The organism is Cupriavidus necator A5-1, from assembly GCF_000744095.1.
In the GTDB taxonomy this organism is placed as follows: domain Bacteria; phylum Pseudomonadota; class Gammaproteobacteria; order Burkholderiales; family Burkholderiaceae; genus Cupriavidus; species Cupriavidus necator_A.
Genome location: NZ_JQLI01000008.1, coordinates 349330 through 362370, shown reverse-complemented (window position 1 = coordinate 362370; position 13041 = coordinate 349330). Strand labels below are relative to the sequence as shown.

Below are 13041 nucleotides of genomic sequence, written 5' to 3'. Positions count from 1 at the left end.
CCGCCAGCCGCAGGCCACTGAGCGGATGCGTCACGCAATGCCGCACTTGCTCGCTGCGGCATTCGCCAAAGAGGCACCACGTGCAGAAGTGCTCGCACGTGGCCTGGGCCGTCCGGAAGCCCGTTTAGCCTGTATCGAGTCCCGCGTTATGTGGCCCGCGATGCGCATCCAACCAGCGCCCAAGGCTTTCGTCCTGCCGTTCTGTGGGCTATCGCACGACATATCCGCCACGGAGTACCAGAATAGAAGGTCAATCCGCGCCCTTGCGCGCGCCGCCTCCCCGTTGCAATGGGGCGACAGGATGACAAGGCTTACCGGCCATGTGGCCGCCTGCATTACGATCAGCCTTCTGCTCACCGCAAGTGCGCAGGCGTCGGATATCGCCTGCAAGAATGCACTGCGTCAGCCGGCCGTCCGCTGCGACGATCCGTTAGCCACCGGGAACGCGTGCAGGCGTGCGGACACGCAGCCGACTGCCGCCACGCTGATCTGCGACTACGCGATGCTCCATAGCAAGCACGAATACATCCATGCCGAGCAGCAGCGGCTGCTGCGCGCCGGGGTGATTGAGCAGGACGATGTCGCCGCATGGCGAAGACGCCGGGATGCCTGTACTTCGGTGGCCTGCCTGGACAGCGTCTTTGCCAGCTGGCGTGCACACAAGAGCCACAAGCCGATTACCCGCGCTGCCGGACCGCAGCCGAAGGCGCCTGACGCGCCCATGCGCAACGTTTCGAAGAACATGCAACCGCCGGCGGCGCCGAAGATGATGGCGCCGCCGGCCACGCGACTCGCCACGCCGCTGCCTGCTTCCCAACCCGCCCCGCAGCCTCCGCCTCCGCCCGTGGTCGATACGGAGCTCCGGCAATACCGCGCCCACCCTGTCGTGACGGATCGGATCAGCCCGGATCCCGTACCCATGAGGACTTCCACTCACCCCGCCCAGGCACCACGGCCAAGGGGGTGGGAATCGCTTGGCACGCTTGCGTGGCTGGGTGTGTGCGGCGCGGGCTTTGCCTGCTGGTCCCGGAAGATGCGGGGTGAATGGCTGCCGGGTGCCACCCGCCTGCGCGAGCGGACGCGAAACGCGCCGCCGATCGTGCTGGCGGTGGCAGCGTTACTCGTCCTGAACGGCATCCTGCTGTTATGTATCCTGACGGAGAGCCAGCCAGTGCCCTGAACCGCGCACCGCGGTCACCTGGCGACTCACTCCGGGAGCGGATACTTCGTGGCATTCATCTCCATCTTGGCCCGAATCGCCGCATCCAGGTCCACGCCCAGTGCCGTCACGAGCTGCGCCAGGTAGATGGTGATATCGGCTAGCTCCTGCTCCACGTGCTCGCGCTTATCGGTCGACATGATGTCGCGCGATTCCGCCTCGGTCTTCCACTGGAAGATCTCGACCAGTTCGGACACTTCCACGCTCAGCGCCATCGAGAGGTTCTTGGGACTGTGGTACTTGCCCCAGTTGCGGGCTTCGCCGAAGGCATAGGCGGCTTGCTGGAGGTTCTTGATGTCGATCAGCGGCATGATGGTGTGGCGGTAGCGTTTTCACTTGGCTCCGGCGCAGGGCGTCGGGGCGAAAACGGTCATTTAAGCACGACCGCGCGCTCGACAGCCGCACCACCAAAGGCTTACGCTTCGCATTCGCATCCCCCGTCGCAGCGGAGGTATCCATGCGTCCGACTTTCGGCTTAGCGCTCGCCACCCTTGCCGGCACACTCGCCTACCTGGCCATCGCCATCGCGGGCTGGGGCGGCGTTGGCCCCTTCTTCGCCCATCCGGGCCGCGTCGCGCTGACGCTGGTGCTGGCGGCCCTGTCCGTTGCCGCGCTTTTTTCGGGCGGCAATATCAGCAGCGGCGTGCGTGAGGACCGAAGCAATCGCTGGGTGCTGGCTGTGTTTGGCGTGCTCGGGTTGCTGGCGGCTTACCTGCCGGCCTATACCGACCGCATCGGCTTCTGGCCGCTCGATGGTGATGCCGTGCGCTGGCTTGGCGTGGTGCTGTTCGCTGGCGGCGGCGTGCTGCGGCTGTGGCCGGTGTTTGTGCTCGGGCACCGGTTCAGCGGGCTGGTGGCGATCCAGCCGGGGCATACGCTGGTGACCACCGGGATCTATGGGGTGATCCGGCACCCGAGCTACCTGGGGTTCCTGGTCAGTTCGTTCGGGTGGGTGCTGGGTTTTCGATCGGGAGTGGGCGTGGTGCTGACGCTGCTGATGGTGCCTGTGCTGACCGCGCGCATTCGCGCGGAAGAGGCGCTGCTGCGGGACCAGTTCGGGGAACAGTACGAGGCGTACTGCGCGAAGACGTGGCGGATGGTGCCGGGGATTTACTAGATGCAACCAGCGCTCGCCCGTGACCCGCAGCGCCCTACCCGGTTAGCTCTGTGAGAGCATCCTGGTTTCCCTCGCCACCAGGGCTCAATCCCCGCCTTGGCAGCAACGCGGGCCCGCTATAGTATTGCCCTTCGTCATTTTTGGCGAATTTGGTCAGTATTGATAAAGGGAGGCGAGGCTGTCCAGCGCCGGCGCGATCATCATGCCGCGCCCCGGACCAGCGAGCGCCAATTTCGGACTGAAAGGTCAGCGTGATCGAACAAATCGTCATCATCGGCTTTGGCTGCATCGGCCAAGCCGTGCTGCCGCTGCTGGAACGGACCTGGCCGCAGGCAGCGATTACCGTGGTGGACCGGGGTGCTGGACGGCGCCCCGCCGCCACCTCATCGCACAACACAAGGTGGAAGCGATCGACGCCACCATCACGGCAAGCAACTTCGAACCGGTGCTCGGCCCGATGCTGCGGCCCGGCGCTTTCCTGCTGAACCTGGCGCCGTCCGTCTGCAGCCGCGACCTGATCGCACTGGCGCAGGCACGCGGTGCGTTCGATGTCGATGCCGGCATCGAGCCGTGGGACTATGAGGGCGGTCAGCACACCTCGCACCTGAGCAACTACGCGCTTCGCGAAGAGATGCTCGCCTTTGCCCGCTGCCGCGACACGCAGACGACCGCGCTGGTGGCCCACGGCACCAATCCCGGGCTGGTCTCGGTGCTGGTCAAGGCCGCGCTGATGGAGCTGGCCGGCAACGCCGGCTTGCGCCAGCCGGAACCCGCGGACCGCGCCGGCTGGGCTGCGCTAGCCCGCGCGCTGGACGTGCGCGTGATCCAGGTCGCCGAATATGACTGCCAGCAGGCGTCGGGCTATCCGCGCGACGGCAAGTTCGCCAACCCTGGTCCGCCGAAGGGTTTATTACCGAATGCCTGCAGGACGCCGAGCTCGGCTGGGCAGCCACGAGCGCGCGCTGCCGCACGGCGGCTATCGCCACCACTACGGCAGCGGCGCGGCGATTGCGCTGGACCGGCCCGGGCGTCGCACGCGCGTGCGATCGTGGTCCCCGGTGCATGGGCCCTTCGATGCGTACCTAATCACGCAGAACGAATCGATCTCGATCGCCGAGTACCTGACCGACGATAGCGCCGGCCAGCCGCCATACCGCACCACCGTCTACTACGCGTACCGCCCTACCGCCGCCACTCAGGCCTCGATGCAATGGCTGGACGAGCGTGCCGCCCCACGCGTGCGCGGCGAACGCATCCTGCGCGACGAGATCCAGTGTGGTGAAGATGAACTTGGCGTGCTGCTGATGAGCCGCCGGCATGGCGCGGTCTGGTATGGCTCGCGCCTCTCCACGCAGCGCGCTCGCTCGCTGGCGCCGTACAACACCGCCACCAGCCTGCAGGTGGCATCGAGCCTGGTCGCCGGCATGCAGTGGATGCTGGCCAACTCGGCGCGCGGCGTGGTGGAATCCGATGCGCTCGACTTCCGCCCCGTGCTGGCCGATGCCGCGCACTGGTGGGCACCGCTCAGCCTCCAGTTCACCGACTGGCTGCCGCGGCCCGGCGCCACGTCGCTCGCCTTCACCGACTTCCTGCTGGACGACGCCATGGCCCAGCCCGATCCATCGACCCTGACAATGGCCTGCTGATGCAACGCATCCCCCAGACCCCGCACCGCAACTGGCCGCGCGAACTTGAGAAGGTCGGCTTCCACTTCCATTCGCTCGACGAATTCAACGTCCCGCGCGAAGTCGATGACAACACCTTCTTCTACTGGCGCGAAGACGCCGCCTACGCCTTCAGCAAGCAGGAGGTGGAAACGCTCTACGCCGCCGCGTACGACCTTAACCAGCGCTGCCTGGAAGCCGTGCAGCACGTGATCGACCACGACCTGTTCGCGCGCCTGGCGATCGACAAGGACTTCGCGCAACTGATCCGCACCTCCTGGGACCGCGACGAGCCCACGCTGTTCGGCCGCTTCGACATGACGCTGGACGAGCACGGCGTACCCAGGCTGTACGAGTTCAACGCCGACACCCCAACCTCACTGATCGAATCCGCCGTGGCGCAATGGTACTGGAAAGACGCCGTACAGCCGCGGGCCGACCAGTTCAACAGCCTGCACGACGCGCTGGTGGCACGCTGGCAATGGCTGCGCAACCACTACCGCAACGCCAGCGTGCTGAACTTCGCATGCATGTTCGACAGCCAGGAAGACAATCTGCAACACCGAATACCTGATGGACACCGCGCTGCAGGCCGGCTGGTCCGTCAAGCTGGTCGACCTGCAAGACATCGGCACCGACGGCCGCGGCAACTTCTATGACGCCGACAACTTGCCGATGGAAGTCGTCTTCAAGCTCTACCCGTGGGAATGGATGGCCACCTCCGACTACCGCGAGCAGCTGGCACACAGCCCCGTGCGCTGGGTCGAGCCGCCGTGGAAGGCCGTGCTGTCCAACAAGGCCATCCTGCCGATCCTGTGGGAGCTCTTTCCCGGCCACCCCAACCTGCTCGAAGCCAGCTTCGACCCCAGCCACTTCGCCGGTCAGCCGCACGCCAAGAAGCCCTTCCTGTCACGCGAAGGCGAGAGCGTAACCCTGGCCACTCCGGAAGGCGGCCACGTCCACAACCCCGGCGAATACGGCGCCGAAGGCTTCATCTACCAGGCCTATTCCCCGGCGCGTCGCTTTGACGGCCGCTACACCACGCTGGGCGTATGGATTGTCGACGACGTGCCCAGCGGCCTGTGCGTGCGCGAGGAATCCGGGCCCATCGCCAAGAACACCAGTTTCTTCGTTCCACACTACTTCATGAACGAGTAAGGACCGATGGCAAAGAAGAACAACAACGGCCGCAAGCCGTCAAAGTACGACAGCCCGTACCAGCCCAAGTCGAAAGGATCGCCCCGGTCCGCGTGGCAGCCGCAGCCCTCTGCGGGCGAGCAGAAACGCAGCTCGCCCACGTTATGGATCATCGGCGCCTGCGCCGTGGTGGCCGGCGTGGCGGCACTCGGCTCCTGCAGCGACGACGCCGACGACGATCCCGGCGTGACCGTGCGCCGCGCCAGCTACGCCACGCTGGAAGACTGCGAAGCCGACTGGAACACCCCCAACGACTGCGAAAGCGTGCCGGTCGACGACCCCAGCACCATCTACAGCTCCAGCCTGAACGCATCCGCCAGCGACGCCGCCACCGGCGGCTCCGGCACCAGCCACGGCAGCAGCATGTACTACGCGCGCTGGTACGGCCCGTACTACACCGCCAGCGGCACCGTCTACCATCCCAACGGCACCCAGACCCAGCGCGACATGTCCGCCGGCCCGCTGCGCCCGATGGATGTCTACGACAGCAACGGCACGCGCACGCAAGCCTTCACCAACGCCACCCCGCGCGCCGCGATGGTGGAAGAAGCCACCGTCCGCCGCAGCTCCCTTGGCGGCGGACGCTCCATGGGCCTGTCCATGCGCGCCGCAGCCGTGTCGCGCGCACCAGTCGTATCGCGCGGCGGCTTCACCAGCCGCTTCGGCAGCTCCGGGCGCTCCGGAGGCGGCTGAGTGCCGCCTGCTGATCGCCATGTCGTACTCATATCCCTGACAACTGACAACGAGTCCAACCTATGGTCAATGCCATGCACCCGGCGCTTGCCTACCTGATCTATATCGTCACCAGCTTTGCCATGCTGGGACTGTTCCTGCTGGTCTATACGCGGGTGACGCCACATCGGGAATTCCAACTGATTCGAGAGGGGAATGTCGCGGCGGCGTTGTCGCTGGGCGGGGCGGTGTTGGGGTTCTCGCTGACGTTGTCGTCGAGCATTCAGCACAACGCTACGTTTGCGATGTTTTTGTTGTGGGCGTTTGGGGCGTTTGCCGTGCAGGTAGTGGCTTACCTAGTGGCGGCGCGGGCGTTGGGAGGCGTTAGCGAGGCAATCTCCAGTGACAACCGTGGGGTTGGGGCGGTGATGGGGGTGATTTCGTTGTCGGTGGGGGTGGTGAATGCGGCTTGTTTGACTTGATGCGTCGCATCCCACGAACTGCAGTCGAGGAATGGGACTAACCCTATTCTTTGGCAACTGTTGTCAGAGATTTCAGATTAATGGAATAGTAGAAGCAACGACATACCAGCGTAAGAACAGCGTTTATCCCATACGGTAGTAGTGGCAGCAAAGCAGCAAGATTCGCCTTATGAAGCGATGATCAGGTTGCTCGGTAGACATGTCTTTACTCTACTCCGGTATCTAGTGCGCGAGCACCGCGCCGAGATTGAGTTCATCGGCAACTTTCTTCAATCGCTTGTCGCGCGTCCAAATGGTGATGCCTGGTTGTAGGCGCGCGGACGCCAATAGTGACGTGTCGACGTATCCGATTCCACGATTGAACAAGCCTTCGCGCTCGATCAGATAAAACGTCTCCTCCGGCGTTGCAAGTGGCGCGCGCGGCAGATCGAGCAACGCGCCAAGCACGACATCAAGATCACGCAGACTACCGAGCGAAATCTCGCCTATTACATATGGATGAGCCAGCACACGCTCCTCAGCAAGCAGGCTAATCAGCCTAGGATCAGAAGCGTTGATGTGGTCAATCCAGACCGACGTGTCGACAAGAATCATTCGACGTCCTGCCGGCGACGCGGCGCCCCCTTGATTCCCGGTTGGCTACCGCCAAGATTCGCGAGTCGTTTCGCGGCTTCACGCTGGATCAAGGCCTTTAGCGCTTCGCGCACGAGTGCCGTCTTTTCCTCCAGCCCCGTATAGGCTTGAGCCTTGGCGATCAAGTCGTCATCAAGCGCAATAGTCGTACGCATGGGAACCTCCGTAAGTATGCACTAATGATAGCATCGTTTGATGCCTATAATGGTGCATTTGCTCGTCTCGCAATGTCGGTGCGATGCCACGAGGCGTGTGGCAGTAGGCCTCGGCTGGTGCGACCGCTGGGCGAGACCGTCGGTACCTACTCCGTCGAGTCCGAATATCCGTCTGCCAAGACCCTTACGTAGTCACCGACCTTGTGCAGGACACGTGGCCGATCATCAACAGCGTCAAGCGCTTCGCCGGCCGGCTTGTACAACGCGAGCCCGAGCAGTTTGACCGACTCGAGTTCGCTCCCGGTGAGTAATCGCAAGCTTGCGATTAAGCAGAGGGTTGGATCCGGCGCACGTCGGCACAGCTCTCCAGCAGATGGGGGGCAAACGCATGCCGCAGCGAATGCGGGGTGATGGGTTTCTGGATACCGCTGCGCTGGCGCGCGATGCGGCACGCCAGCCCAACTGCGGACGAGGTGATGGGATGCCCGAAGTCCACCACACAACTCACGGTGTTCCTGGGATTGCGCCGGTGAAGCCGAACTGATCGACCAGGCCCTGGTAGATGGCCGTGTAATTGCGCCGCAGGTGCAACTGCGCCTCGATCCACTCCCGATACGGCTCACAGGACGAGAGGCGATTCGCCGGTGACCGGGGTGGGGGAACTTACCTCCGCCTGACGCTGTGCAAGGCGGCGGATGGTTTTGCGGTCAACGCCGGTGACGCGCTCGATCTCACGCTGGCTCTTGCCGGCAGCCAGCAGCGTCAGGACGGTAGTTTGCAGATGTGGCTTCAAGACGTTCACCCCCTTGCGTCTGGAAGGTCCGCCATATCGGCGGCCATGACTTGGGGCTACAAGACAAGATCAGTCTTGGATCGAGCCATCCAGGTGCGCAGTGCGCGTCTCCCTTCTTCATTATGTGCAATGCCTAGGGCGATTCGGGCGGCTGGGCTTAGAGCGGCGCTGGCAAGTGTGAATCTTCGCCCTTCAGGCTACAGACGGATATCAACGGAAGTTGGCGTCGCGAATAGCTTGGGTTCCTTGCCGAGCGGAAACCCGATCACGTACAGGACGTTAGCTGGCATTGGCCTGTCCGGGTCCGAGCCCCCCTTCAGCAGCACATTGCGCTCGGCATAGCGTAGCGAAACGCCAAGGGTCTTGAGCACATCGATGTTGGCTTGCATCGTGTCAGCCGCCTCGCGTTTCTGCGCTTCGGTGTAGGCGTCCAGGCCATCCCGGTAGTTGCGGAAATATTCCATCAGCGCGGCGAAGCATTTATCCGCTTCGCGGCCCATCTCGAAGGCCAGCTGCGACATGTCCATCGTGCTGGTCTGCGCCAACGCCGCCAACTGCTTACCCGTGGTCAGCGGAATCGCCGCGAAGGTGACGTGTTCGTGGCCGAACTGTTCCTGCGCAGCGTTGAGTTCGTCTTCCGGTGGAATCGCGAATGGCTGGTTGAGCGCGTCGATTTCCAGGAAATCGAATGCGCTGGCCAGCGCCCGGTAGGTGTCGGGGCCGGCGGGCCAGCCTTGCTCGACGCGCTGAACGATTCGCACGTTGAGCCCGGCGATCACGGCCAACTGCTCTTGAGTCCATTGCCGGGCGTCGCGGAACACCTTGATGCAGACAGCCAGCTCGGCGGGGGTCAGCAGGCGTACTGGTGGCGTGCTTTCAGTGGCGTTCATTTCGTCGCTCCATCGTTATCGACTGACGTGGCCAGCCGTGCTGGCCACGCCATTGCGCATGGAATGGCCGCACTTGGCGAGGGGCCAGAGCGCAAGCAAGAATCCGACAGCGGCCAGCACTGCCACATAGTGAGCAGGCGCCATGGTGTCGTGCTGCAGCCACAGCGTGAGAATCATCGGCGTGAGGCCGCCAAAGACTGCGTAAGACATGTTGTAGGCAAACGAGAGACCGGTGAACCGCACTGGTGCCGGAAAGGCGCGCACGCCGGCAATCGGCACGGTGGCGATGGTGCCGACGAACAGACCCAGCAGCCCGTAATGCCAGTAGAGGGTGGCAGGTGTGCCGGGCAGGCTGCCGTAGAAGAGGTAAGCGGTCATGAACAGTCCGCCCCAGCCGATCAGCATGACGGCGCGGGTGCCGATGCGGTCGCATGCCCACCCGACAATCACGCAGCCGATGGTCAGCGTGAGGGTGGCGAACGCATTGGTCTCGAGAGCAAGCGCGGCGGGTATGTGGTGGACCTTCTGCAGGTAGGCGGGCGTATACAGCACCACCACGACGATAGAGGTAGAAAGTATCCAGGTCAGCAGTGCAACGAACATGCTGGCCGAACGGTGCTCGCGCAGCACGGTGCGGATCGGCAGTTCGCGCGCCAGATTGCTGCGGCTAGCCAACTCGCGGAACACGGGGGTCTCATGCAGAAAACGGCGCAGGTACACGGACACAAGTCCGAAGACGCCGCCCAGGAGGAAGGGAATGCGCCAGGCGAAATCGCTTACCTGTTCAGGCGTGTAGTGTCGATTGATGGCGACCGCAACGAGCGAACCCAGCAGGATGCCGCCAGTGATGCCCGAGGTCAGGGTCCCGATGCCGAAACCATAATGCCGGCTCGGCACGTGTTCGCCGACAAACACCCCGGCACCAGGCATCTCGCCCCCGATGGCCGCGCCCTGCAGCACGCGCATCGCCAGCAGCAGCAGCGGCGCCGCTACGCCGATGCTGGCGTAGGTGGGCAGCAGGCCGATCATCAGCGTGGGCGCGGCCATCAGCAAGATCGACAGCGTGAACATGCGCTTGCGGCCAAACCGGTCACCAAAGTGGGCGATCACGATGCCGCCAAGCGGGCGTGCAAGGTAGCCGGCGGCGAAAATGCCGAACGCCTGCAGTTGTCGCAGCCAATCTGGCATGTTGGGCGGGAAGAATAGCGCCCCCAGCACAGTGGCGAAGAAGACGTAGATGACGAAGTCGTAGAACTCAAGCGTGCCGCCGAGGGCGGCAAGACCCAAGGTCTTGTAGTCGCGAGCAGCCAGCGTGCGTGCCGGAGCGGGCAAGACGCCGCCCGGTACGCTCCGGGGATTCACATGGGGTTCCTGTTGTGGATTCATGTTCAGGTCTCTTTGCGTAGTGGTATGTACGCCGTCGGTCAGAGCCCGGCTTCGTGTGGGTCTGGCGGGCCCGCCACAATGGACGAGCCGGTTCGCTCAGCGGTCCGCTCAGTCGACTTTCGAGCCATTGACCCACGCCAGACTTGTGTACTCACGTAACCACCGCGTGGGCCGAACGTACCTGTTCACAGGTCATCCATCGCCAGTGCTTGCCCGTCTGCGCTTCGGTTACGCGAATTTAGCCAGGCACCAGCCAGCACGCCCGCAAGCAGCGTCGCTGTCGCGAGAATTTCCATGCGATGGGCGGGATGCCAGACCATCGCCGCGAGGACACCGAGAATCACCACGACGACCGACCACGTCAACCACGGGTAGCCCCACATACGCAGCGGCAGCTCTGCCGCGCGTCGTTCCAGTACTGCGCGCATGCGCAGCTGCGATACTGCGATCACGAGGTAGACCAGAAGCGCCACGGCGCCAGAGGTAGCCAGCAGGAAGGCGAAGACGCGTTCTGGCATAAGGTAGTTCGCCAGCACGCACACAAAGGCGAATGCAGTGGACACCAGTACGGCAGCGCGCGGCGTGCCACACGCGGCAGTCCGGCTTAGGCCGCTCGGGGCATCGCCCCGCGTCGACAGCGAGAACAGCATGCGGGAGGCGGTGTAGAGCGCCGAGTTCAGGCAGCTCATTACCGCTGTCAGAACGATGACGTCGACGATCGCCTTGGCGTGCGGCACGCCGAGGATCTCCAGCGCGCGCTGGTACGCCCCATGGGTGACGAGCAGCGGGTCATTCCACGGCACCAGCGCAGCAACAATGAAGACGGAGCCCAGGTAGAACAGCGAAATGCGCCACACTACCGAGCGCGTCGCGCGCACGATTTGCCGGGCCGGGTGTTCCGCTTCGGCCGCCGCAATGGTGACGATCTCTGCCCCCATGAATGCGAACATCGTTGTCAGGACGGCAGCGATGACAGCATTTGCGCCATTCGGCATGAACCCGCCATAGTCAACCAGCCGCACCACGCCTGATACCTGAGCCCCCGGAAGCAGACCCAGCAACGCCAGACCGCCAACGGCAATGAACGCCACGATGGCGATCACCTTGATGAGCGCGAACCAGAATTCGAACTCACCATAGCTCCTGACCGAGAACAGATTGGTGCCGGTCAGCGCGAGCGTGATCGCCAGCGCAAACGTCCACGGGGGTACGGCGGGCAACCAGGCGCTCAGAATGGCCGCCGCCGCTGTCGCTTCAATCGGGATCACGAGGACCCAAAACCACCAGTACAACCAGCCAATCGTGAAACCGGCCCAATGTCCGATGGCACCGTCCGCGTAGGTCGAAAACGATCCGGTATCCGGCTGTGCCACAGCCATCTCGCCCAGCATGCGCATGACCAGCACCACCAGCAGCCCAGCCATGGCATAGGCCAGCAGAGCGGCCGGGCCGGCCTCGGCGATAGCTCGCCCGGAGCCTACAAACAGTCCGGCGCCGATGACGCCTGCAAGCGAAACCATCGTGACGTGACGCGGCTTGAGTCCATGGCTCAGCCGTTTCCCTGACGGGTTCATGTCTCTCTCCTCGGTGAAGCGCGACCTACACGAGCCCGCTCTTGGTCCCCTATGAATGGAAATTCACCGCGCTGGCGTTCCAGCAAGCCGCGGTCGTCTGACCCCAAATGCGGCAGGCCGCATCGCATTGACGCGAACAACGGGGTTCTGCAGATTGCCCACTCGATCAATCGACGATCGACCCACTGGACTGTGCCAGCCGGGCGTACTCGCCTAACGACCGCGTTGGCCGGAAGTACCGGTCACGAAGAATCGGCCTCTTGAGCGGCCCAACGATGGATGCCAGGTCGGACAGCTTCACATGGCCCAGTTCGGGCATGCCGATGCCCACGTCGCACAAACCGTAGGCGGTGTCACCATCGGTCGGATCCAGCGCGGCCAGTAGCCAGGTCGCATGCGCGTCAGGGGTAAACAGCCGCACTACGGGCAGAGGGTCGCTTCCGTGACCGGCTGCGTACGCGTGGCCGTTTGCGAGCAGCTGCTCGCGTTGTTCGGCGGTGATGAGAGGTTGGATCATGGTCGTTGCCTCCTGGAAGGTTCAATCCACGGCGAAGCGAGCGGATACAGGGCGCACGCTCCGGGCCGCCGTCGCGCAACAAGCCGCGTGCGCCAGAGTTGAGCACTTCTCCGCTTGCCCATGGCTTCCCTGGTTCTGCCTAAGCTGCGTAAAAAACACACTTTGCGTTTGGCTCCAACGGCAACGTTACCACAAACCAAACTCAAAGTGTGTGGTACTGAATGCCCGGGTCGGAAAAACTTCCGCCATGGGGAACCAAACGCAAAAGTGTAGGGCACAGATGCTATTCGCCGCCAATATGCGGCGCATCCGCAAAGACAAAGGTTTGACGCAAGAGAAGGTTGCGGAAGCGGCCGACCTTCACGTCAACTACATCAGCTCGGTGGAGCGCGGCGAACGCAACATCTCGATCTGCAATATCGAGAAGATTGCTGTGGCGTTGGGCGTGGCCATGACCGCCCTCGTCGATGAAGCCGGGCCCTCGAAGGGCTACCAAAGCTCCTGAATCGTGCAGGCATTCGGCTATTTGTGTCGGAAGACAATAAGTCCGCTGCGGGCGATTGGGGCAATCCGTGAACCGACTTACAGGCCCGGGTTCAGCGCCTTTACCTGCCCTGCACATAAAAACTGACAGCCCCTCCCGTCGGGCCCGGACGCCACCCGAGCGTCAACCAGCGCGATCGCCGCGCTCCTCCACATAACCCGATGCAACAGGCTATGTTGCGACCGAATTTATGTTGCG

18 protein-coding genes and 1 pseudogene are annotated in these 13041 nt (G+C 63.5%); 10 read left to right on the top strand and 9 right to left on the bottom strand.

The genetic code is table 11. The features are described 5' to 3' along the window. Nucleotides 1-148: 148 nt before the first annotated feature. The gene (locus K307_RS25790) at nucleotides 149-1180 is read left to right on the top strand and encodes a hypothetical protein (RefSeq protein ID WP_230626118.1); all 1032 of its coding nucleotides are present in this window, start codon (nucleotides 149-151) and stop codon (nucleotides 1178-1180) included. Nucleotides 1181-1206: 26 nt separating this feature from the next. Here K307_RS25790 and K307_RS25785 read toward each other — a convergent pair whose 3' ends face one another. Further along, nucleotides 1207-1530, bottom strand: a complete 324-nt coding sequence (locus K307_RS25785; protein ID WP_042883688.1) for a nucleotide pyrophosphohydrolase — start codon at nucleotides 1528-1530, stop codon at nucleotides 1207-1209. Between the two features lie 146 nt (nucleotides 1531-1676). On the opposite strand from K307_RS25785, the gene K307_RS25780 reads away from it, so the two are divergent. From K307_RS25780 to K307_RS25760, 8 genes are all read left to right on the top strand, one after another. Beyond that, nucleotides 1677-2336, top strand: a complete 660-nt coding sequence (locus K307_RS25780) for a methyltransferase family protein (protein WP_042883687.1) — start codon at nucleotides 1677-1679, stop codon at nucleotides 2334-2336. Nucleotides 2337-2587: 251 nt separating this feature from the next. Then, nucleotides 2588-2821 (top strand): saccharopine dehydrogenase NADP-binding domain-containing protein, encoded by a 234-nt coding sequence (locus K307_RS49840; RefSeq protein WP_329955928.1) that lies wholly within the window; start codon nucleotides 2588-2590, stop codon nucleotides 2819-2821. Further along, complete coding sequence (locus K307_RS49835) at nucleotides 2737-3471, top strand: saccharopine dehydrogenase NADP-binding domain-containing protein (RefSeq protein ID WP_230626116.1); 735 nt, start codon at nucleotides 2737-2739, stop codon at nucleotides 3469-3471. Before K307_RS49840 ends, K307_RS49835 begins: the two co-directional genes overlap by 85 nt. Beyond that, nucleotides 3395-3982, top strand: a complete 588-nt coding sequence (locus K307_RS49830) for a hypothetical protein (protein ID WP_230626114.1) — start codon at nucleotides 3395-3397, stop codon at nucleotides 3980-3982. Before K307_RS49835 ends, K307_RS49830 begins: the two co-directional genes overlap by 77 nt. Beyond that, on the top strand, nucleotides 3982-4659 hold the full coding sequence (locus K307_RS49825) for a glutathionylspermidine synthase family protein (RefSeq protein WP_230626110.1): 678 nt from the start codon (nucleotides 3982-3984) through the stop codon (nucleotides 4657-4659). Before K307_RS49830 ends, K307_RS49825 begins: the two co-directional genes overlap by 1 nt. After that, nucleotides 4574-5158: a glutathionylspermidine synthase family protein gene (locus K307_RS49820; RefSeq protein ID WP_230626108.1), complete on the top strand. Its 585-nt coding sequence runs from the start codon at nucleotides 4574-4576 to the stop codon at nucleotides 5156-5158. Before K307_RS49825 ends, K307_RS49820 begins: the two co-directional genes overlap by 86 nt. A gap of 6 nt (nucleotides 5159-5164) precedes the next feature. Further along, complete coding sequence (locus tag K307_RS25765) at nucleotides 5165-5890, top strand: hypothetical protein (protein ID WP_042883686.1); 726 nt, start codon at nucleotides 5165-5167, stop codon at nucleotides 5888-5890. Nucleotides 5891-5952: 62 nt separating this feature from the next. Further along, nucleotides 5953-6351, top strand: a complete 399-nt coding sequence (locus tag K307_RS25760) for a DUF350 domain-containing protein (RefSeq protein ID WP_080745233.1) — start codon at nucleotides 5953-5955, stop codon at nucleotides 6349-6351. A gap of 222 nt (nucleotides 6352-6573) precedes the next feature. On the opposite strand, the gene K307_RS25755 is transcribed toward K307_RS25760, so the two are convergent. The 8 genes and pseudogenes from K307_RS25755 to K307_RS25725 form a co-directional block, all read right to left on the bottom strand. Continuing rightward, nucleotides 6574-6945, bottom strand: coding sequence for a type II toxin-antitoxin system VapC family toxin (locus K307_RS25755; RefSeq protein WP_042883685.1), 372 nt, complete (start codon nucleotides 6943-6945; stop codon nucleotides 6574-6576). Beyond that, the gene (locus tag K307_RS25750) at nucleotides 6942-7139 is read right to left on the bottom strand and encodes a type II toxin-antitoxin system VapB family antitoxin (protein ID WP_006159576.1); all 198 of its coding nucleotides are present in this window, start codon (nucleotides 7137-7139) and stop codon (nucleotides 6942-6944) included. The genes K307_RS25755 and K307_RS25750 overlap by 4 nt, the downstream gene beginning before the upstream one ends. Nucleotides 7140-7464: 325 nt before the next feature. After that, nucleotides 7465-7635 (bottom strand): tyrosine-type recombinase/integrase, encoded by a 171-nt coding sequence (locus K307_RS49815; RefSeq protein ID WP_230626362.1) that lies wholly within the window; start codon nucleotides 7633-7635, stop codon nucleotides 7465-7467. A 26-nt stretch (nucleotides 7636-7661) separates the two neighbouring features. Continuing rightward, nucleotides 7662-7941, bottom strand: a pseudogene (locus tag K307_RS49810) (IS21 family transposase); the annotation flags it as partial. A 188-nt stretch (nucleotides 7942-8129) separates the two neighbouring features. Then, nucleotides 8130-8822 (bottom strand): helix-turn-helix domain-containing protein, encoded by a 693-nt coding sequence (locus tag K307_RS25740; RefSeq protein ID WP_042883684.1) that lies wholly within the window; start codon nucleotides 8820-8822, stop codon nucleotides 8130-8132. A 15-nt stretch (nucleotides 8823-8837) separates the two neighbouring features. Then, complete coding sequence (locus tag K307_RS25735) at nucleotides 8838-10208, bottom strand: MFS transporter (RefSeq protein WP_051975187.1); 1371 nt, start codon at nucleotides 10206-10208, stop codon at nucleotides 8838-8840. 185 nt (nucleotides 10209-10393) lie between these two features. Next, a complete protein-coding gene (gene gabP, locus K307_RS25730; RefSeq protein ID WP_042883682.1) occupies nucleotides 10394-11782 on the bottom strand; it encodes a GABA permease in 1389 nt (462 codons plus the stop codon). Between the two features lie 166 nt (nucleotides 11783-11948). Then, nucleotides 11949-12299 carry a DUF2958 domain-containing protein gene (locus K307_RS25725; RefSeq protein WP_042883681.1) on the bottom strand — a complete coding sequence of 117 codons (351 nt, stop codon included), beginning with the start codon at nucleotides 12297-12299 and terminating at the stop codon, nucleotides 11949-11951. A 280-nt stretch (nucleotides 12300-12579) separates the two neighbouring features. Here K307_RS25725 and K307_RS25720 point away from each other — a divergent pair, with 280 nt between their 5' ends. Further along, entirely contained in the window at nucleotides 12580-12804 is a 225-nt protein-coding gene (locus tag K307_RS25720; protein WP_230626106.1) for a helix-turn-helix domain-containing protein, read from the top strand. Nucleotides 12805-13041 lie beyond the last annotated feature (237 nt).

What these genes read in the sequence shown, in the direction of transcription:
- K307_RS49820 (WP_230626108.1), top strand. Translation starts at nt 4,574, where the DNA reads ATGGACACCGCGCTGCAGGCCGGCTGGTCCGTCAAGCTGGTCGACCTG.
- K307_RS25755 (WP_042883685.1), bottom strand. Translation starts at nt 6,945, where the DNA reads ATGATTCTTGTCGACACGTCGGTCTGGATTGACCACATCAACGCTTCT.
- K307_RS25750 (WP_006159576.1), bottom strand. Translation starts at nt 7,139, where the DNA reads ATGCGTACGACTATTGCGCTTGATGACGACTTGATCGCCAAGGCTCAA.
- K307_RS25785 (WP_042883688.1), bottom strand. Translation starts at nt 1,530, where the DNA reads ATGCCGCTGATCGACATCAAGAACCTCCAGCAAGCCGCCTATGCCTTC.
- K307_RS25740 (WP_042883684.1), bottom strand. Translation starts at nt 8,822, where the DNA reads ATGAACGCCACTGAAAGCACGCCACCAGTACGCCTGCTGACCCCCGCC.
- K307_RS25760 (WP_080745233.1), top strand. Translation starts at nt 5,953, where the DNA reads ATGGTCAATGCCATGCACCCGGCGCTTGCCTACCTGATCTATATCGTC.
- K307_RS49825 (WP_230626110.1), top strand. Translation starts at nt 3,982, where the DNA reads ATGCAACGCATCCCCCAGACCCCGCACCGCAACTGGCCGCGCGAACTT.
- K307_RS25735 (WP_051975187.1), bottom strand. Translation starts at nt 10,208, where the DNA reads ATGAATCCACAACAGGAACCCCATGTGAATCCCCGGAGCGTACCGGGC.
- K307_RS25720 (WP_230626106.1), top strand. Translation starts at nt 12,580, where the DNA reads ATGCTATTCGCCGCCAATATGCGGCGCATCCGCAAAGACAAAGGTTTG.
- K307_RS25725 (WP_042883681.1), bottom strand. Translation starts at nt 12,299, where the DNA reads ATGATCCAACCTCTCATCACCGCCGAACAACGCGAGCAGCTGCTCGCA.
- K307_RS25780 (WP_042883687.1), top strand. Translation starts at nt 1,677, where the DNA reads ATGCGTCCGACTTTCGGCTTAGCGCTCGCCACCCTTGCCGGCACACTC.
- gabP (WP_042883682.1), bottom strand. Translation starts at nt 11,782, where the DNA reads ATGAACCCGTCAGGGAAACGGCTGAGCCATGGACTCAAGCCGCGTCAC.
- K307_RS25765 (WP_042883686.1), top strand. Translation starts at nt 5,165, where the DNA reads ATGGCAAAGAAGAACAACAACGGCCGCAAGCCGTCAAAGTACGACAGC.
- K307_RS25790 (WP_230626118.1), top strand. Translation starts at nt 149, where the DNA reads ATGTGGCCCGCGATGCGCATCCAACCAGCGCCCAAGGCTTTCGTCCTG.